Raw genomic sequence first — 17,718 nt, 5'->3', positions numbered from 1 at the left:
GCAGCCGGTTGCCCTCCTCATCGGAGATCTCTCGGACACGCACACGCTCGGACATCGCAGCCTCCGGGGAAGACAAGACAACCCCAGTCTGCGCCTACACGGCAAACGTTCCCAGCCACGGCACTAGATGTACTGACCCACCGGGTCACGGCCCCGGGAAGAAACCGGGGCGCAACCAAATCACGGCCATCCCATGATGGCCGTGATGCCTAGGTGGAGTGGGCAGGACGGAGCGGGGTGTCTCGACGAGCAGGCATCCTCGGGACATCCCGCAATTCCCGACGCCCACTCCTCCCGGGCAAGGACCCCTGAGCCGTTCCGGCGGGCGCCAGTCACACAGCTTCGCCCCAGAGCGCGCCGACGGTCGCCCCGCGGATTATCCGGACCCGCGCTCAGCGGGGGTCACCATCATCGCCATTCATCCAGGACGCAGGAATTGGAGAATCAGAACTCCTCTGTTCCATACGTCCATCGCCATCGCCATCGCCATCGAGGAAAGTTCATGACGACCGATCAACAACCGGTACTGGTGCTAGGTGCCACCGGCGGGCAGGGCGGCGCCGTCGTGCGTGCCCTGCAGGCCAAAGGAGCACCGGTACGTGCTCTTGTGCGTGATCCCCACTCTTCCTCGGCCACCCGGCTGGAGCGCGAAGGGATCGAGGTCGTAGCAGGCTTCCTGGATGACACCGCATCGCTCGCCACCGCCATGCAGGGCACGCGCTCCGTCTTCGCCCTGACCACGCCGTTTGAGGCCGGGACAGATGCAGAAATGATTCAGGGCCGTGCAATTCTTACCGCTGCCGACAAGGCGCAGGTGCCGCACTTGGTGTTCAGTTCCGTCGCCGGCGCCCACGGGGACAGCGGTGTGCCACACTTCGAGAGCAAGGCCGTCATCGAGTCCGAGCTGACCGGTTCTGACATGCCGTACACGATCCTTGCGCCCACGTACTTCTTCGACAACGCCCTGGGCGGCGAACAGCACATCCGCGATGGAGTGCTGCAATTGCCGCTGCCCCCGGACCAGCAACTACAACAGTTGGCGCGCGCCGATTTGGGCCGCTACGCCGCCGCCGTCCTGCTCGACCCTGTCCCGTTCGCCGGGCAACGCATCGAGCTGGCCGGTGACAGCCTCACCCCAGCACAGATGGCCGAGACCCTCACCAGGGCACTGGGGCGACCGGTGCGCCACGACGAAGTGGCCTTGGGCTCCATCGGGAGCAGCGACATGAAAGCCATGTGGAAATTCCTGCAGCACACCGGCTACCAAGTGAACCTTCCGCGGTTGCATGCCAATCCTCCCCACCTGCCGTGGACCAGCTTTCGCGACTGGGCTGCAAACGCCTTCAGGCACAAGCTCCGGGCCTGAGCCACCATCCACCTCCGACTGGCGACGCGGAGACACAGCGAACGGAAGTTTTCCCTCGTACTCCTCTGCTCCTCACAGCCCTGAACGGTCGCCCTGACACGATCCACCGCAGCACACCATCGCAAGGCTCAGGACATGAACGCCCGGACGTCACTGGGGCTGGGCGCAGGGGAGGTCACCGTGTTGCAAATCCATACGTACGCCGCAGCCGCTGGTTAGTGCATCGACGGTGCCGCCCAGGCCCCGGTTCCTAATCGGCATCCTGGTCATCCAGAGAGTACTGCAACGACAGATTGCGACCAGACATTGAGTCTGGTATCGCGACCTCATCCCCGAAATCATCCGTAAGAACGGGGGTGACCCGATCACCTGGCAGCTGCCCGAAGAGGAGATCCTCGGCGCGCTCACCGCGAAACTGCTCGAAGAAGCCGAGGAGCTGCGCGCTGCGGAACCGCACGAGCGGCTGGAGGAAGCCGCCGACGTCTACGAGGTGCTGGGCGCCATCGCCAGCGTCCTGGGCGTGAGCATGGACGACGTCGTGGCCCGCGCCGAGCAGAAGCGGGCAGAACGCGGCGGCTTCGACCGGCGCATCTGGCTGGACTCGTGGTGACAGTCTGCGACTAGTTGTCCTGACTCGCAGCGTTGGTGATGCGCTGGATCGGGTACAGGCCGCCGATGCCGGTGTGGGGTCTGTCCAGGTTGTAGTACTTCAGCCATTGCGGCAAGGCCCGGGAGCGTTCGTCGTTGCTGGTGTAGGGGCGGGCGTAGGCCCATTCGGTAGTCAAGGTGCGGTTGAGGCGTTCGGCCTTGCCGTTGGTCCACGGGCAGTGCGGTTTGATGAACTTTTGTCGCGCGCCCAAGGCCGCCACCGCGGTGCGGAATGCCGTGGACTTGCGGTAACCGAACGCGTTGTCGGTGAGCACCCGCTCGATTCTGGGAATGCCGTGGTCGGCGAAGTAAGCCGCGGCCCGGGTGAGGAATCCCGCGCAGGTCGCGCCCTTCTCGTCGGCATGGATCTCGGCGTAGGCCAGGCGGGAGTGGTCGTCGATGGCGGTGTGCACGAAGTCGTAGCCGAGCCTGTCGTGGCTGGTGCGGTGCAGGGGGCGGCTCTGGGCCGGATCGGATCGCCAGCCACCGCCGTCGGGGATCCGGCCGAGCTTCTTCACATCCAGATGCACCAACGATCCCGGGTGAGGGTGCTCATAACGCCGGGACGTGGCCCGGCTGGTGCGGATCACCGTGCCGGTGAGCGGATCCACCGCCGACAGCGGCGCGGTGGCGTAGCGGGCCAGGACCCGGCCCACCGTGGCCGCCGGCACCCCGGTGAGCCGGGCGATGACCAGCGGGCCACGGTGGGTGAGGAAGCGGGTGATGCGGATCCTCGTCTCGACACACGGGTGGGTGCGGTGTGGGCACGTGCGCGGGCGGGAGGACCGGTCGAGCAGCCCGGCCGGGCCCTCCTGCTGCCATCGGCGCCACCACCGCCAGGCCGTGGTGGCCGAGATCCCCATCTCGGCGGCTACGTGCGCCACCGGGCGCCCGGTCGTGATGCGATCGATCAGGATGCGCCGTCCCGCCGGGGTGAGCCGGGCGTTAGCGTGGGACATGGGAGACCTCCGTGGTCGGGCCGGAATCTAGACAACTCCACACTCGACCCGGAGGTCTCTCCTGTCATCAACAACCTGGTGGGTCAGTACAACTAGTGCCGTGTCAGGCAACGTTTGCGACGTTCGTCGCCGACCCTGAGCCGACGGTAAGTGACGTGGCACTGTGCATCGACGTCGAGCGTGATGGGGGCCGCCCCGTTGCGACCCTCACCGCAGACCGAGCACCGAATCGGTCGCGCCCTCGCTCTGTGGTGCTCGTCATGGCGGCGTTAAGGTGGGGGCGATGAGAGATGGCGCCGATTGTCGTCCGGGTGCGGCCCGGTGAACGCGGGGCGCCCATCAAGGGAGAACAACGAGATGAGACCACTTCGGTACTCGATCAACGTCACGCTCGACGGCTGCTGCCATCACGAGGCAGGGCTGCCCCCGGACGAGGAGTCGATGCGCTACTGGACTACGGAGATGCAGCGAGCCGATGCCCTGCTCTTCGGGCGGGTGACCTACGAGATGATGGAGTCGGCGTGGCGAAGACCGACCACGGGCACATGGCCTGACTGGATGGATGAGTATGAGATCCCATTCGCCGAGACCATCGACCGGGCGAAGAAGTACGTCGTGTCGACCACGCTGAGCGCGGTCGATTGGAATGCCGAGCTGGTACGAGGCGACTTAGGGCAAGCGGTTCAGCGGCTCAAGCAGGAGCCGGGCGAGGGCCTGTGGGTGGGTGGCGTGACGCTCCCGCTGGCGTTGGCAGATCTGGGACTGATCGACGAGTACGAGTTCCTTGTGCAGCCGGTCCTTGCCGGACACGGGCCGACGTTGCTCGCCGGTCTGCGTGAGCGGATCCAGCTCGAGCTCGTGGACCGCCATGAGTTCCGGTCGGGGGCGGTCGCCCAGCGATACCGGCCCACGCCGGTGACGGCTTGACGTGATGTGTCCTGGCACGTTGGCCGCTCCCTCGCGAGGGAACGACGGCTCCGGGTCGCGCTGTCCCGCGCTGGTAGTGCCCCCAATCCGCGGTCATCTCGATGATGGACATCACCCCGAGGTGCCGGTAGCGGACAGGGCAAGCATTGCCTGACGTGGCATTAGACCCCCATGGTGTACCCGTTCATCCGGTGCGGCGTATGACCGCCCCGCAGCCTGTATCTCCGATACGGGCGGAAGCTGTTAGGGCGCCCAGGGCTGCGGCACCGTGTCGCCTTTGATGTACAACGGGTGCCGGGGCTGGCCGGCCTTGGTCCAGGCCAGCGCCATCACCTCAGGCCCGAGGAGGCGCCGCACCTGCTCCACCCGGTCGGGGTGGGCGTGCATCCCCCAGGCTGCGACGACCAGCGAGGCCTCCCCGGCGCACTGCTCCAGGTAGTAGTCGCACTCCGGACCCACCGGGTCGAGGGCCCGCTTGAGGTCCGCGGGCTCGGTGGCGCGGTAGGCGTAGAGGTTCGCCACCGTGAGGCTGCCGTATCCCCAGTCGCGGGCGAACCCGAGGCACCGGCGCAGTGTCGGGTCGTCCTGGGTGGCGTCTGCGGTGGAGGGATTGAGCATCACGAACAGCACCCTCGGCCCCGCACCCCACACCCGATCCAGCCGGTAGCGGTACACCCCGTCCGGGGACAGCACAGCACTGCTCTTGACGTCACTCATCGCTCATCGTCCAGCTCACTCTCACGTCTCAACCCACCCACAGGGACGGGTCGCCCTTTACTGCTCCTCGCAGCCTCCACGACCGCTCTCCCGGGTGCCGCGAACCCATGACACTGTACGGCCGCCCCGGCACGACCAACGGCAGCACACGGCCTCAAGCCCCAGGGCATGACCACCCGGATACCCCTAGATCTGCGCGCCGGAGACACCACCGCACTGCAGATCCACGGGTACGCCGCGGCCGCCGGCTAGCCCATGGCCGGGGCCGCACAGGCCCCGTTCGTACCCAGCCTCCTGGTCGTGACCCTGGCCCGCACCGCAGACCGCACCGGGCACTGGGCTTGAGCATCTTTCTGGGTCGGCACTCCATTGCACAGGGGACTCGAAGCGGACGCGAGGGAGCGTCCCGCTGAGCGTCGTCCCAGGCCGTTCCGTAACTTTCATGCATTTTTGTTGGCAAACCCGCCGGGGTGTGACCATGAGGGGCGCCTGATCCGGCGCCTCGTTCCACGGTCTCTCTCTAGGGGTTCTTCCATGCTGGCCAGTGTCTTCTCCCGCACCCGTTCCCGGGTCACCTCCTACGGCACCGCCGTGGCCGCCTCCGGCGCGGTGGCCGGGCTGCTGCTCACCGGCCTGGTGGTGCCGGCCGAGGCCGCCACCACCTACAAGGCGCCCTTGCGCACCGCGGTGAAGTCCCTGCCGGTGGCCACCGAGTCCAACACCGGCTACGACCGCGACCGCTACTTCGGGGACTGGAAGGACGCCAACGGGGACTGCCAGAACACCCGCGCCGAAGTGCTCTACAACGAACGCAAGGCCGCCGTGTCCTACACCACCGCCAAGCGCTGCACCGTGAAGAGCGGCAAGTGGGTCACCTCCTGGGACAACCGCACCCACACCGCCGCTTCGGCGGTGCAGATCGACCACACCGTGCCGGTGCATGAGGCCTGGGGGTCGGGGGCGAAGAAGTGGTCCCAGGCCCGCCGGGTGGCTTTCTACAACGACCTGGGCGACTCCCGGACCCTCAACGCCCAGACCTCGAAGCTGAACTCCTCCAAGGGCGCCCGGGGCCCGGAGCAGTGGCTGCCCCCGAAGAACCGCTGCACCTACGTCACCCAGTGGGTGGCGGTGAAGATCCGCTGGGGCCTGAGCGTGGACAAAACCGAGAAGGCGGCGCTGACCAAGCTCGCCAACGCCTGCGCCAACACCATCCTGTCCGTCACCAAGGCCTGATCGCGGTAGTCCGCCAACGGCAGCTACTCCAGGACCCCCGCCCCCCGCGCGGGAGCGGGGGTCCCGTCCTCTCCGCATCGACCACCTCTGAGCACCGGCTCTCCCCCGGACCATCACCCTCCGGTGGTCGCCGGCACGCAACCTTGCCTGACTTAGGAGAGCTCGAGCTGCCCGATGATCGTGGCCGGGTCGTCGTAGCGGTGCTCCTCGAGGATCTGCCCGTCGGCGTCCATCCGGGTAGGCGGTGAGCAGCCCGTCCAGGTCCTCCCCCACCGCTGCCGGGCCCTGGCAGCGGGTCGGGGTGCTGCGGGTCTTCCAGGAGGACGTCCTTGCGGCAGTAGCCCCGTGAGGTGTCCCGGTCACCGATGATCCTGGCGACCATTCCCGCCTCGACTCCCCGGTCGCGGGGAGGCACACGCGAGGGGTGGGTGCAGGCGTCCCCGAAGCCAGCCTCTCCCCCACCTAGGCTCGCGTCATGGACCCCTTGCAGGCCACCGAGGCCGTGCTGGTGCTGGTGAACACCCGCCCGGTGGGGCGTCGCCCGGATGGGCTGAACCGCTGGTCGGATCTCGGCCCGCTGGTCGCCGAGCTCGCGACCCACAGCCTCATGGGCAACCCGCCACCGGCCGATGACGCCGCGGCGGACATTGCCGAGGCCCGCCGCTTGCGCGAGGCCCTCACCGCTGTCGTGCTGGCGGACTCCCCCACACGGGCGGCGAAGTGCCTCGAGGAGCTGGCCGGCGCCCACGGGACGGTCAACCACTTCCCCGGCCATTACCAGCAGTCCCACCTCGTCACCGGCAGAGGGTCGCCCGTGGCCGAGCTGGCGACGGCCGTGACCCCGCTGCTGCACCAGGCCGTGACTGCTGGCGTCCTGGACCGCATCGGCGTCTGCCCCGATGCGGTCTGCCGAACCGTGTTCCTGGACCGCTCCCCGGCGCGGCGTAGGCGTTACTGCTCACCGAGGTGCGCCACCCGCGCCCGCATGAGCCGGCACCGCCAACCACCTCCTCCGGTGGGGCAGAACACGCTTACCCCCGGGTGAGGACGAGGATCCTGGGGCAGCTGATCTGGACAGCCGGAAGGTTCTCCCCGAGATGCCTTACAACCTTGGGGTCCGAGACCTCGGGGGCCACGTCGGACTCGGCTGACCCCTTCCGGTGGTACGTGCAGTTCAGTGGGTTCGAGAAGCCTCCGACTGAATGGCCTGGGCGAGGTCGCGGGGACGGCTCCACATGGGCCAATGCCCCGTGGGAAGGTCGATGACGTCGAGGTGTGCGAGGTTCGCGACGTCGGCGAACATGGGATGGCCACCTTGGGCTAGCTCCAGCACCTGCGCGCTGGGGATCGAGCAGCACACCAGGGTGGTGGGGACCTGGTGGCGGGCGTCGTTGGTGAGCTTCACGGGCTGGCGAACCACGGGACCGGGCTCAGGAACGGCCCGGGCCCGGAAACGCTCAAGGACCTCGGCACTCAGGCCCTCGAGGCTCGCCTGCTGCGCGAGGACATCGAAGGACGGCAGCGGAAGCTCGCCCACCGCCTCCGGGAGGTCTGGGGCGAAGGCGCTTCCCGGCGCCACCGGGCCGGAGTCGACCCACATCACTCGATGAACCAGCTCAGGGTGCCGGTCAAGGACGAGACTGACGGGGGCGTTCGCCCCGCTGTGCGCGACGAGTGTCACCGGCTGATCCTCGCAGACCCCGAGTTCAGTAAAGACGTCCAGGACCGCTGCGACTTGATCCTCGAGAGTCCTCTCCGCACGCTCAGGATCGTCCCCGTCGAGACCGGGCAGCGTCATCGCGACTGGACGAGCGTGGTCGGTTTCCAGGTGTTCGAGGACTTCGTCCCACGCCCAGGCGCCCAGCCAGTGGCCGGGGATGAGAAGGATGGTTGGAGTGCTCGTCGTCGTTGTCATGACACCAGCGTCCTCGGGGCTACGGGCAGGTGTATGTCACTATTTGTGTCATGAATTTGCGGCGGGCTGGACAGTGAAGCGAGCAGAACGACTCCATGCCCTGTCGGAGATGCTGCGCCGTAACGGATCGCGGGGGTGCTCCGCCGAGCGGCTGGCGAGGGAGTTCGGCGTGTCCGTGCGCACGGTCAAGCGAGACCTCGCTGCCCTGGAGAACAGCGGTGCGCCCGTCTGGTCGCGCCCCGGTCCGGGCGGTGGCTACGGATTGGCGGTCGGTGCGTCCCTGCCGCCGGTCAGCCTGTCCCCCGCGCAGGCCGTGGCGCTCATGGCGGCGGTGTCCGCTGCCCCCGATGCGCCCTACGCCGATCTGGCAGCAGCCGGGGTCCACAAGATCCTGGACGTCCTCGATCCCCGAACCCGAGCACGAGCTGACGAGCTGGCGGGTCGCGTCTGGGTGAACGCGCTTGTCTCCCCGTCGCGCACGGTCAGGTCGGCACTGGAGGAGGCGATGGCCGAACAGCGAGTAGTCCGTATCCGCTACACATCGACAGAGGGAACCACGACCACCCGCGACGTCGAACCCGTGCTGTTCGCCTCCACCAACGGCCAGTGGTACCTCGTGGGGTGGTGCCGACTGCGCAACGCCATGCGATGGTTCACCGTCTCGCGCATCGAGCGGGCCAGCGTCACCAAGACGGCGTGCGCCGGCCATACCATCCACGAGGTCGGCCAACCCCCAGCGAACGCCAGACCGGTGCACGGTCGGGGCGAGTGAGTCACCCCATCACCCTCTCCGGCCAGGACGACCAGCGCACCGGTTCACCGCACCAGGTGGCCCACCCCGGTGAAGAGCAGGAGGCGACCCCGACCGGTCCCCGACGCCCCGGGCAGGGCGGGATGGTATCCCCGGTGCAGCACGCCGGTGGAGGGACGCAACTGGGGACAGCATGCACAGTGATCTTTCTTCCTCAGCGGGCTACGGTTGACACATCACGCGGGGCGGCCGGTCGGGGGGCTGGACCGCTCGACGTGGATCGTGTCAGGGCCGACCAGTCGGGGGGCTGGGAGGGGCCGGACATCGATCACGGCGCCGCCGTCCTGGTGGCCGGGAGGCGGGTGACCGTGTGGTCAGTCGTTGGGGGACGACCCTTCCACCACCAGGACGGCGGCCCCCGTACTTCCTGACCACAGGACGTTCTGACCTCACGGGCGCACCGGCCCGAGACTCCTCCCTCACCTGCCGTGCCGGCACGGCAGCCGAGACGAAAGGGGACGCGCGTGCACCCTGCCCACCGGCCCGGCACCGACGACGCCGCCGCCGCCTTCACCTCGGACCCGGCCGCCCGTGCGGCCGCGTTCACCGCGCTGCGCCCGGCCCTGAACGCCCTGGCCGCCGACGCCGGTGCTGATCCCGGCCTCAGTGCCGAGGCCCGCCGGGTCATGCGCGCCGTGACCGGCCCCGCGGACACGCTGGCTCTGGCCGCTCTGGCCGCGCGCGCCAGCACGCCGAAGTCCCGGATCGTAGCTGCCTTGGGCGAGCTCCGGGCCCACGGTTACCTGGCTCGCCTCACCGCCATCGCCCCACACCTCACGGCCGCACTGCCCGCCCTAAGCCCCTGCCCGGAGGGCGTCCTCGGCGGCGACCACGGCGACAGCACCGCCCCTACGATCGTCGCCTCTGTCTCGACGATGCCCTCGCATGCGACTCACTGCTTTTGATCCTGTTCGGTGACAGCGCTTTCTGTCAGGCTGACGATGCACGGACACGATGTGCACGAGCCCCCCGACCCTCGGGGTGGCCCGGTGGTTCGCAACAGAAGAAGTAGGTACTGAAGATGACTACTGGTGTGGTCAAGTGGTTCAACGCCGAAAAGGGCTTCGGCTTCATCTCCCCCGACGACGGCTCCGCCGATGTGTTCGCGCACTTCTCGGCGATCAACTCCGGAGGCTTCCGCTCCCTGGAGGAGAACCAGCGGGTGCAGTTCGACGTCCAGCAGGGCCCGAAGGGCCTGCAGGCGGCGAACATCACCGTCATCTCCTGACCCGACCCTGACAAGACTTCAAGATCCGCCACGAGGATCCGCGGGGGCCCGGCCCTGATGCTGCGCCACCGTTGAAGGGGATCGCCACCCAGCCCTGAAGGCTGGGTGGCGATGTCCTGGTGACCCACCCCTGGGCGCCAGCGGCCCAGGGGGCGGCCTTGGGACAGGCCCCGGGCACCGACTGCGGGGAAGGGCCGGCCTCCGTTGTACTTGGCTTCCAGGCGCTGGACCTCAGCCATCCCGGCGGTGTTGATGAAGTCCGACAGCGACCGGGTGCCCTCGGCCACCTGGGTGTGCAGGAGGGCCCCGCGTACCCGGGCGGTGTCGGCCGGGTCCTGGTAGAAGGACACCTTCGGCGGGTACTCGCTCTTCTTCTCCGGCGCGGCAGCGGCCGGCCGGTCCTGTGCTGCCGGGGCAACTGGTGCCTGGAGTGCCGGGTCGGCCGGGACGGGATCGGCCGGTGGTGGGCGACCGGGGCGCGCCGGGCCGACCAGAAGGCTGCGGCCGAGCGCGAGGCGTCACCGGCCCTCGTGGAAGCGGGACGGCGAGCGCGGGACGGTCCTCCCGGCCCGCGCCGTCAGGCGGTCCATCCCAGGACCTGCTCGCCGAACCACAGGAGGCCGAACCATGTCGCGGCGGCCACGACGGGCACGAGCAGCACCAGGTAGGACCTGGTCCGCACCAGCCGCACGCCGGCAGCGGCGAGGACCACCCACCACACGAGCAGCAGCACCACGGCCCAGAGCGGCGCCACGAGGCCGCTGACCAGGTAGAAGTACCCGGCCACGAGGTGGGCGAGGGCGGCGACCACCACGGCGGCTCCGAACCCGGCCTGCTTCCACGTCGTCATGCACGAACTGTGAGCGCCCGGCGGGGGTGTGCGCAACTGCGAACCCCGGATCGGCGTGTCATGACCGCCCGCGTGGCCCGCAGCGGCCGCTCGGGCGGTCACGGCACGTTCACTAAAGCACGCGGCTGTAGAACACGGTGGGCAGCGGGGTGAACCCTGCCGTGGCGTAGGCGGCCCGAGCGGAGGTGTGCGCCTCGTCGCCGCCGGTGCTCGCCCAGGCCACGACGCAGCCCGCCGCACGTATTGCCGCACAGGCCTCGTCGATCAGAGCCCGGCCGAGGCCGGTCCGTTGATGCCCGGGGTCGACGGCGAGCAGCGTGATCTCCCCCTGCGGTCCGGCTGGGCCGGGGTGAGTGCTCCACGCGGCGTAGCCGGCGGGGGTGCCGTCGAGGTCGGCGACGAGGAAGCGGTGCTGGTTTCCCGGGCCGGTGAGCTCCACCAGGGTGTCGCGGTAGTCCTGTCGCCACTGCCCGTTCTGGCGGGCGAACAGTTCGTCACCCAGCTGCTGCCGGATGCCGTTCTGGATGGGCTCGAAGGCGCGGACGGTGAGGTCGATCAGGGCCTCGAGGTCGCCGGTGCGGAAGGTGCGGAGGAACATGGTCCATCTCCTGTGACGTGCGGAAGCCCGCGACCTGTAGGCAGGCCGCGGGGAGGATCCGTGTCCGAGGCGGGAGGGCCTCGGCGGGCTCAGGAGCGGGTGCGCACGGCGGCGGAACACATCACCTGTCCACCATATCCGGGCCCAGCGCACCACGACAGGGTGTCCTCGACCGCGCCGCCCGAGGGGTTCCCCGTGTGGAGGCTGGACACTTCCGCGGGGCCGATCAGCACGTGGTCGACGTCCGAGGACCCGGCCCCGACCGGGGTGGTTCCCCCGGCGTCAGCAGCACTCGCACGAACCGCCCCGGCAGGCATACGCGGTGTACCCCGCCCACCACTGGGCACCGCGGTCCCGGTCCCGGGCGACCAGGGCCGCGAAGCTGAGGGCGGAGACGGCAGCCACCGCCCATCCGGCGGTCGACCGCCGGGACGAGGGCGGCGCCTTGATGCCCAGCACCATGCCGAGCAGGACGGCCAGGATGTGCAGGGGGCGGGCTTCGGGAATGTATTCCACAGGGTGCTCCTGACGTGGGGAAACAGGGGGTGAGAGCGACATCGTCCCACGTCACGGGCGGGTTGCCCGGTCGAATGCGGCCAGAAGAGCGTCCCCTCTTGCGCGGACAGCGCGCGGCTCCCCCGGCGCCGGGACGGCCGGTCCCGGGGCCGCGGCCGGGTGGCTCCTGCCGTGTCGGACGGACCGGCGATCCTGGTTCCTAGGACGATCATGGCCTCAACGACCCCGAGGAGCCCACCCGTGGAGAAGACAGGACAGCCGGTCGAGGAGCACCTCGCCGGCGTCACGCCGGGAAAGCGGCGGGCCGACGCCGAACGCCTCCTTCCGCTCTTCGCGCGCGCCACCGGGCAGCCGGCGCAGATGTGGGGCACGGTGGTCGGCTTTGGCCAGTACCACTACAGGTACGCCAGCGGCCACGAGGGCGACGCCCCCGCGGCGAGCTTCGCCGCCCGCAGGGCCGCCACCACGGTCTACCTGCTCGACGGCGTCGAGACCTACCGCGAGGACCTGGAGCGGCTGGGCCCGCACACCACCGGCGTCGGCTGCGTCTACGTCAAGGACCTGAACGCGATCGACCTCGGCGTCCTCGAGGAGATCGTCGGCCGGTCCTACCGCGCCCTCGTCGGCGCGAGGTGGCCGTCCCGCGCCCGCGGCCGCGCCTCGGACTGACCGGCCCACCCCGACGAACAGCCGCACGGAGCAACGATCCGGCCTCACCCGGCGTCCCGCGCGGGCGGAAGTCCTACCGTGGAAGCACCCGGCCCGTCGTGCACCGAGCACGCCCGGGCCCGCACCGCGGAGGGAGCACCATGCAGACACTGGGCCGCGCCGAGGAGTCCGTCCACGTCGAGGCGCCGCCGCAGGCGGTCTACGACCTCGTCGCCGACGTCACCCGCACCCCCGAGTACAGTCCCGAGGTCGACCAGGTCGTCTGGCTCGACGACGGAGGACCCCGTGTCGGCGCCCGGTTCCGGGCCCGCAACCGGGTGCCGGAGGACTCCCGGTTCTCCTGGCACAACAAGCCGATCGTCATGGCCGCCGAGCCCGGCCGGGAGTTCGCCTTCGCCCGCACCGAACCGTTCGCCGGCACGATCGTGTGGCGCTACCGCTTCGAGCCCGAGGGCACCGGCACCCGCGTCACGGAGTCCTACGAGGTGGCCCGGCCGGTCGGGCGCATCGGCTGGTTCGTCATCGGCACGCTGGGCCGGGACCCGGACCGGATGACCACCATGCGCGAGGGCCTCCGCGAGAGCCTGCAGCGGCTCAAGCGCGTGGTCGAGGCCGAGGCCGCCTCGTCGCCGTGATCCACGGGTGCCGGTGCCCAGCACGCCGTTTCACAGGGGCACACGATTGTTTCCGGTGAGGTGCGCAACATTGCCGCAGGGTTTGGCATCACGGCGGGCCACCGCGCATGGTGGTGGGGAGGGAACGCGAGGAGCCGGTCGGGGGGCCGGCGCGGACCGTTTCCTCACCCGGGCTGAGCTCCGGCCCCAGGACAACGACGTCCTGCCGCCGGACACGACCAGCAGCCGTTCACGGGGGACAGTGCTGGAGGCGGAATCGGCTGGGGGGCCGATCCGCCTCCAGCCGTCTGGGCCGTTCCGCCGGCCGGAGGTCGATCCCTAGAGCCTCGGGTCGTCGGCGTGGTGCACGAGGCGCGCGGCGATGTCCAGCAGGGGAAGCTGCTGCTGCCGGGCGGCGACCAGCAGCCGCGACCGGGCGGCGCCGGCGTCGACCTGGTGGCGTTCCATCAGGATGCCCACGGCCGTCTCGATCTCCTGCAGGTCGATCACGGCCGCCTGCAGGGAGTCGCTGAGCCCGTGGGCGGCCCGCGCCGTGCGGGCGTTGCCCAGCAGGGTCCCCGCGGCCTCGGCGAGCAGCCCCAGCAGGTGCTCCTCGTGCTCGGTGAAGGCATAAGGCTCGGTGGCGTAGACCTTCACCGCCCCGATCTCCTGTCCCCGGTGGACCAGGGGGACGCTGAGCACCGACCGCACCCCGACGGCGGCCACGGCCCGCGACCAGTCGGGCCACCGGGTCTCGGTGGTGGTGTCCTCCACGTGCTGGACAGCGACGGTGTCCCACGCGGTCAGGCACGGGCCTTCCCCGAGCTCGTACTGGATGGCGTCGAGCACCTCCACCTCCGGGTCGGTGACGGCCGTGGAGGTGGCCTCCCCGTGCTCGTCGATCAGGGTGACCCCGGCCCCGGTCGCCAGCGGGATCAGGTCCCGGGCCACCTCCGCCAGGCGGCGCACCGCGTCAGCGGCGGTCAGGGCGTTGCGCATCAGCTCCTGGACGCAGGCGAGAGCGGCGGTCAGCTCGACCACCGACGGATCAGACTCCACGGTCGTTCCCCTTCATCGGCCCACGGGAGCGCACCGGGCGTCCCTCCCGGCGGGTCCTCCTGCCCTGCTGGTACCCATCATCCTCCTCCACCGGCGTCCCGTCACCGTCCCGTGGTCGCGGCCGGCGCCGTGGTGCGGGGCGCGGTGCGGGGCGGTCGTCCAGGGTGGTGCCATCAGCGGGCGGGACCTGGTTCACGGGCCCCCGACTGCCCTAGAGTCGGTGTGACCCAGCACACCGTCCGTCCGTGGCGGCGGCCGGGCGGACAGCGATCGGCTGCTGGGTTCCTGTCGTTCCGTGCACGGCACCACGATCCCAAGGAGGGACCTCCCATGACCGAGACCCATGCTGGTGGAGCGGGCCAGGATGTCGTCGACATCCTCACCACCGACCACCGGGAGATGTTCGAGCTGCTGGGCGAGATCATGACCGCCCCGGACGCCGCCCGGCGCCGGGAGCTCGCCGACACCGTGATCGCCGAGGTGATGCGTCACGCCGTCGCCGAGGAGATGTACGTCTACCCCGCGGTCAAGAAGCACGTGCCCAACGGCGCCGAGGAGGTCGAGCACGACAAGCAGGAGCACGACGAGATCGTCCAGGTGATGAAGCGGCTCGAGGACGTGGACGCCTCCGACCCGACGTTCATGGGTCTTGTCGGGGAGCTGCAGGCCCAGCTGCGCCACCACATCGACGACGAGGAGTCCGACCAGTTCCCGAAGCTGCGGGCCGCCGTCCCGGCCGACGAGCTCGTGGACATGGGCCAGAAGGTGCAGGCCGCCAAGAAGCTGGCCCCGACCCGGCCGCACCCCCACGCCCCGCACTCGGAGCTGTTCCACAAGACCGTGGGCCCGGGGGTCGGGATGATCGACCGGCTCCGGGACAAGCTCACGGGGCGCCGGACCGGCTAGGACGGCAGTGCCCGGACGGCGGCGGCGAGGACCCGGCCCTGGGCCTACGGTCCTCGCCGCCGCCGGGAGATCCCCACGAGGCCCGACGCCATCGCCGTGATCACCGCCGCGAGCACCGCGACCCACACCGCCACGGTGCCGTAGCCGCCCGCCGAGGCGTTCGGGTCCAGGAACGGATAGGGGTACCACCAGGCGTTGCCGGTGCCCTCGTCGAGGACCCGCGGAGCGCGGAGCAGGGTGTAGCCCACCCACAGCACCGGGTAGGCCACGATCCACCCGACCGTCCGCCACCGCACCGGGTTCCGCCCCGGCGCGAGCAGCCAGTCCAGCAGCGCGTAGACCGGCACGATCGAGTGCAGCACCTCGTTGGCCCACGGCTGCTCGAGGCCCGGATCCAGCGGGATCCGGCGCAGCAGCGCGTTGTAGACCACCCCGGTGGTGACCGTGTACGTCGTCGCCGCGGCCCGCAGGGCCCCGAGCCACCCCGGGTCGGGGCCCGGCCGCGCCAGGAGGAACCCGGCGCCGAGCACGAACACCACCGCGTGGAACAGCGAGGTCTGGATCGTGAAGTAGCTGAAGAAGTTGGCGACGTCGGCCGCGATGTTCTCGTCGCCCCGGGCCGTCCAGAAGCTTAGGTAGCTCTGGAACCGGCCGACGACGGCCACCAGCAGTCCCACGGCCATCAGCGCGCGGGCGGCCGCGAAGAACCGTCTCATGCCTGCCTCCTCCCGCGCGGGAACACCCCTGCGTCGTGCGGTGTCCTGGTTGCTCAGGAGAGCAGCTCCAGCTCCCAGTCCTTGACGTCGGCCACCGGGTCGAACAGGCTCGCGTCGAGCTCGTCGAGGGGCCGGCCGTCGCGGACCCGGTTCGGCCAGTCCCGGTTGCCCAGGGCCGCCTTGCCCAGGGCGACGACGTCGGCCGCGCCCTCGGCCAGCAGGGACACGGCCGTCTCCGGGTCGTCCAGGTGGCCGTTGGCGATCACCGGCAGCCCGGAGTGCTGCTTGGCCAGCGCCGCCAGCGACGGGCCGCCGTCCTCGAAGGCCGGCGCGTAGGCCTTGTACTCGGTGGTGTGGACGAAGTCGACACCGGTGGCGCCCAGGGTGGAGAAGACGACCCGGGCCTCCTCCGCGCCGCCGGCCCACCGGTGGTCGTGGTCGCTGACCTTGGACTGCGAGATCCGGATGCCCACGGTCGTGTCCGGGCCCACGGCCTCGCGCACGGCGCGGCAGATCTCCGCGGGGAAGCGCACGCGGTTCTCGGGGGAACCGCCGTACTCGTCGGTGCGGACGTTGAGGTAGTCGGTGAGGAACTGGTCCAGCAGGTAGCCGTTGGCGCCGTGGATCTCCACGCCGTCGAACCCGGCGGCCTGCGCGCGCAGGGCGGCGGCCACGAAGCCCTGGCGGACCTCCTCCATCTGGGCACGGGTGATCTCGGCGGGCACCCGGTACGGGCCCTCGCCGCGGTAGAAGCCCAGCTGCTCGCCCTTGGGGGCGACCGCGGACGGGCCGATCGTGGAGTCCACGAAGCGGCTGCCCTGCGCCTGGGACCCGGCGTGCATGAGCTGGGCGAAGATCGTGGACCCGGCGGCGTGCACCGCGTCGACGACGGTGGCCCAGGACCGGGCCTGCTCCTCGGTGGCCAGGCCCGGCTGGAAGAGGTAGCCCTGGCCGTAGGCGGTGTCGGGGTAGATGCCCTCGGTGATCAGCAGTCCGAAGCCCCCGCGCGCGAAGGCCTCGTAGTAGGACACCATCTTCTCGGTGACCAGCCCGTCCTCGGTGGCGCTGACGCGGGTCATGGGCGCGAGCGCCACCCGGTTGGCGAGCTGGGTGGAGCCGATCCGCAGGGGGGACCAGAGGGGGTCGAGGTTCGTCACGAGGCTCTCCTTCGTTGTCTTGCGGATCACGGGCCCGCTGCCGCACGGGCGGGCTGCCCGGGCCGGCTACGGCATCACGTCGCCGCTGTTGGGCCCCAGCGTCTGCCCGGTGTACAGGTCGCCGCCGGGCGAGGAGGCCAGCAGCAGCGCGGTGGGCGCCACCTCGTGGGCCTGGCCGAAGCGGCCGATGGGCAGCTCCGCCTGCTTGGCGGTCTTCCACTCCTCGGACAGCCCCTCGATCAGCGGCGTGACGATCGGGCCGGGCGCGATGGCGTTGACCAGGATCCCGTGCTCGGCCAGCTCCAGGGCCATGGCCTTCGTCAGGCCGATCACCCCGGCCTTCGCCGCGACGTAGTGCGCCAGCCCGGTGCCGCCCTTGATGCCCAGCTGCGAGGCGATGTTGATGATCCGCCCGCCGCCGCGCTCCACCATGCGGGGCGCGGCCCAGCGCGCGGCCAGGAACACGCCCTTGAGGTCCACGGCGAGGACCTTGTCGAACGTCGCCTCGGTCATCTCGAGCAGCGGCGTCTCGTCGAGGATGCCCGCGGCGCAGACCAGGACGTCGATGCCGCCGAGCTCCGCCACGACCCGGTCCATCGCCGCGTGCACCGCCTCGCCGTCGGTGACGTCCACCGCCAGCCCGAGCGTGCGCCCGCCGAAGGCCTGGCACTCCTCCACGACGGCCGTCGCGTGCTGCGCGTCGCGGTCCAGCACGACCACGTCGGCGCCCTCCTGGGCGAAGAGCAGGGCGATGGCCGCGCCGATGCCGCTGCCGCCGCCGGTGACGACGGCGACCTTACCCGCGAGCTGTTGTTCCACGTGAAACCTC

Annotated in this window: 20 protein-coding genes and 1 pseudogene; 10 read left to right on the top strand and 11 right to left on the bottom strand. The window is 70.3% G+C overall.

The genetic code is table 11. From position 1 onward, the window contains the following. Nucleotides 1-502 precede the first annotated feature (502 nt). Nucleotides 503-1,366, top strand: coding sequence for an NmrA/HSCARG family protein (locus M3185_RS11860; protein WP_251333887.1), 864 nt, complete (start codon nucleotides 503-505; stop codon nucleotides 1,364-1,366). A 620-nt stretch (nucleotides 1,367-1,986) separates the two neighbouring features. Here the strand turns inward: M3185_RS11860 and M3185_RS11855 are convergent. Then, nucleotides 1,987-2,973, bottom strand: a complete 987-nt coding sequence (locus tag M3185_RS11855; protein WP_251333886.1) for an IS481 family transposase — start codon at nucleotides 2,971-2,973, stop codon at nucleotides 1,987-1,989. A gap of 357 nt (nucleotides 2,974-3,330) precedes the next feature. On the opposite strand from M3185_RS11855, the gene M3185_RS11850 reads away from it, so the two are divergent. Then, nucleotides 3,331-3,900: a dihydrofolate reductase family protein gene (locus M3185_RS11850; RefSeq protein WP_251333885.1), complete on the top strand. Its 570-nt coding sequence runs from the start codon at nucleotides 3,331-3,333 to the stop codon at nucleotides 3,898-3,900. A 243-nt stretch (nucleotides 3,901-4,143) separates the two neighbouring features. Here M3185_RS11850 and M3185_RS11845 read toward each other — a convergent pair whose 3' ends face one another. Beyond that, complete coding sequence (locus M3185_RS11845) at nucleotides 4,144-4,617, bottom strand: DUF1643 domain-containing protein (protein WP_251333884.1); 474 nt, start codon at nucleotides 4,615-4,617, stop codon at nucleotides 4,144-4,146. Nucleotides 4,618-5,151: 534 nt separating this feature from the next. Between M3185_RS11845 and M3185_RS11840 the strand changes: the two genes are divergently transcribed. After that, a complete protein-coding gene (locus M3185_RS11840; protein WP_251333883.1) occupies nucleotides 5,152-5,850 on the top strand; it encodes an HNH endonuclease family protein in 699 nt (232 codons plus the stop codon). A 475-nt stretch (nucleotides 5,851-6,325) separates the two neighbouring features. Further along, on the top strand, nucleotides 6,326-6,895 hold the full coding sequence (locus tag M3185_RS11835) for a CGNR zinc finger domain-containing protein (protein ID WP_251333882.1): 570 nt from the start codon (nucleotides 6,326-6,328) through the stop codon (nucleotides 6,893-6,895). A 129-nt stretch (nucleotides 6,896-7,024) separates the two neighbouring features. Here M3185_RS11835 and M3185_RS11830 read toward each other — a convergent pair whose 3' ends face one another. Beyond that, the gene (locus tag M3185_RS11830) at nucleotides 7,025-7,765 is read right to left on the bottom strand and encodes an alpha/beta fold hydrolase (RefSeq protein ID WP_251333881.1); all 741 of its coding nucleotides are present in this window, start codon (nucleotides 7,763-7,765) and stop codon (nucleotides 7,025-7,027) included. A gap of 73 nt (nucleotides 7,766-7,838) precedes the next feature. Between M3185_RS11830 and M3185_RS11825 the strand changes: the two genes are divergently transcribed. From M3185_RS11825 to M3185_RS11815, 3 genes are all read left to right on the top strand, one after another. Further along, nucleotides 7,839-8,537, top strand: coding sequence for a helix-turn-helix transcriptional regulator (locus M3185_RS11825; RefSeq protein WP_308222201.1), 699 nt, complete (start codon nucleotides 7,839-7,841; stop codon nucleotides 8,535-8,537). A gap of 503 nt (nucleotides 8,538-9,040) precedes the next feature. Continuing rightward, nucleotides 9,041-9,481: a hypothetical protein gene (locus M3185_RS11820; RefSeq protein ID WP_251333879.1), complete on the top strand. Its 441-nt coding sequence runs from the start codon at nucleotides 9,041-9,043 to the stop codon at nucleotides 9,479-9,481. A gap of 116 nt (nucleotides 9,482-9,597) precedes the next feature. After that, nucleotides 9,598-9,804, top strand: coding sequence for a cold-shock protein (locus tag M3185_RS11815; protein WP_251333878.1), 207 nt, complete (start codon nucleotides 9,598-9,600; stop codon nucleotides 9,802-9,804). Nucleotides 9,805-10,004: 200 nt separating this feature from the next. Here M3185_RS11815 and M3185_RS17410 read toward each other — a convergent pair. The 4 genes and pseudogenes from M3185_RS17410 to M3185_RS11800 form a co-directional block, all read right to left on the bottom strand. Beyond that, nucleotides 10,005-10,154 (bottom strand): annotated as a pseudogene (locus tag M3185_RS17410) (ParB family protein); the annotation flags it as partial. Between the two features lie 227 nt (nucleotides 10,155-10,381). After that, the gene (locus tag M3185_RS11810; RefSeq protein ID WP_251333877.1) at nucleotides 10,382-10,654 is read right to left on the bottom strand and encodes a hypothetical protein; all 273 of its coding nucleotides are present in this window, start codon (nucleotides 10,652-10,654) and stop codon (nucleotides 10,382-10,384) included. 112 nt (nucleotides 10,655-10,766) lie between these two features. Further along, nucleotides 10,767-11,252, bottom strand: a complete 486-nt coding sequence (locus M3185_RS11805; protein WP_251333876.1) for a GNAT family N-acetyltransferase — start codon at nucleotides 11,250-11,252, stop codon at nucleotides 10,767-10,769. Nucleotides 11,253-11,534: 282 nt separating this feature from the next. Beyond that, entirely contained in the window at nucleotides 11,535-11,768 is a 234-nt protein-coding gene (locus M3185_RS11800; protein WP_251333875.1) for a hypothetical protein, read from the bottom strand. Nucleotides 11,769-12,008: 240 nt separating this feature from the next. On the opposite strand from M3185_RS11800, the gene M3185_RS11795 reads away from it, so the two are divergent. Together M3185_RS11795 and M3185_RS11790 are read left to right on the top strand one after the other, a co-directional pair. Further along, complete coding sequence (locus tag M3185_RS11795; RefSeq protein ID WP_251333874.1) at nucleotides 12,009-12,437, top strand: DUF1801 domain-containing protein; 429 nt, start codon at nucleotides 12,009-12,011, stop codon at nucleotides 12,435-12,437. A 140-nt stretch (nucleotides 12,438-12,577) separates the two neighbouring features. After that, nucleotides 12,578-13,072 (top strand): SRPBCC family protein, encoded by a 495-nt coding sequence (locus M3185_RS11790; protein ID WP_251333873.1) that lies wholly within the window; start codon nucleotides 12,578-12,580, stop codon nucleotides 13,070-13,072. Between the two features lie 318 nt (nucleotides 13,073-13,390). Here the strand turns inward: M3185_RS11790 and M3185_RS11785 are convergent, their stop codons facing one another. After that, complete coding sequence (locus M3185_RS11785; RefSeq protein WP_251333872.1) at nucleotides 13,391-14,110, bottom strand: GAF and ANTAR domain-containing protein; 720 nt, start codon at nucleotides 14,108-14,110, stop codon at nucleotides 13,391-13,393. Nucleotides 14,111-14,440: 330 nt separating this feature from the next. Between M3185_RS11785 and M3185_RS11780 the strand changes: the two genes are divergently transcribed. Further along, complete coding sequence (locus tag M3185_RS11780; protein WP_251333871.1) at nucleotides 14,441-15,016, top strand: hemerythrin domain-containing protein; 576 nt, start codon at nucleotides 14,441-14,443, stop codon at nucleotides 15,014-15,016. Nucleotides 15,017-15,060: 44 nt separating this feature from the next. Here the strand turns inward: M3185_RS11780 and M3185_RS11775 are convergent, their stop codons facing one another. From M3185_RS11775 to M3185_RS11765, 3 genes are all read right to left on the bottom strand, one after another. Then, nucleotides 15,061-15,732 carry a Pr6Pr family membrane protein gene (locus tag M3185_RS11775; protein WP_251333870.1) on the bottom strand — a complete coding sequence of 224 codons (672 nt, stop codon included), beginning with the start codon at nucleotides 15,730-15,732 and terminating at the stop codon, nucleotides 15,061-15,063. A 53-nt stretch (nucleotides 15,733-15,785) separates the two neighbouring features. Continuing rightward, nucleotides 15,786-16,889 carry an NADH:flavin oxidoreductase gene (locus M3185_RS11770; RefSeq protein WP_251333869.1) on the bottom strand — a complete coding sequence of 368 codons (1,104 nt, stop codon included), beginning with the start codon at nucleotides 16,887-16,889 and terminating at the stop codon, nucleotides 15,786-15,788. A 66-nt stretch (nucleotides 16,890-16,955) separates the two neighbouring features. Then, nucleotides 16,956-17,708 (bottom strand): SDR family NAD(P)-dependent oxidoreductase, encoded by a 753-nt coding sequence (locus tag M3185_RS11765; protein ID WP_251333868.1) that lies wholly within the window; start codon nucleotides 17,706-17,708, stop codon nucleotides 16,956-16,958. Nucleotides 17,709-17,718 lie beyond the last annotated feature (10 nt).

Source organism: Kocuria rosea (genome assembly GCF_023715525.1).
Lineage (GTDB): Bacteria > Actinomycetota > Actinomycetes > Actinomycetales > Micrococcaceae > Kocuria > Kocuria rosea_A.
This window is presented reverse-complemented; position numbering and strand designations above follow the sequence as displayed.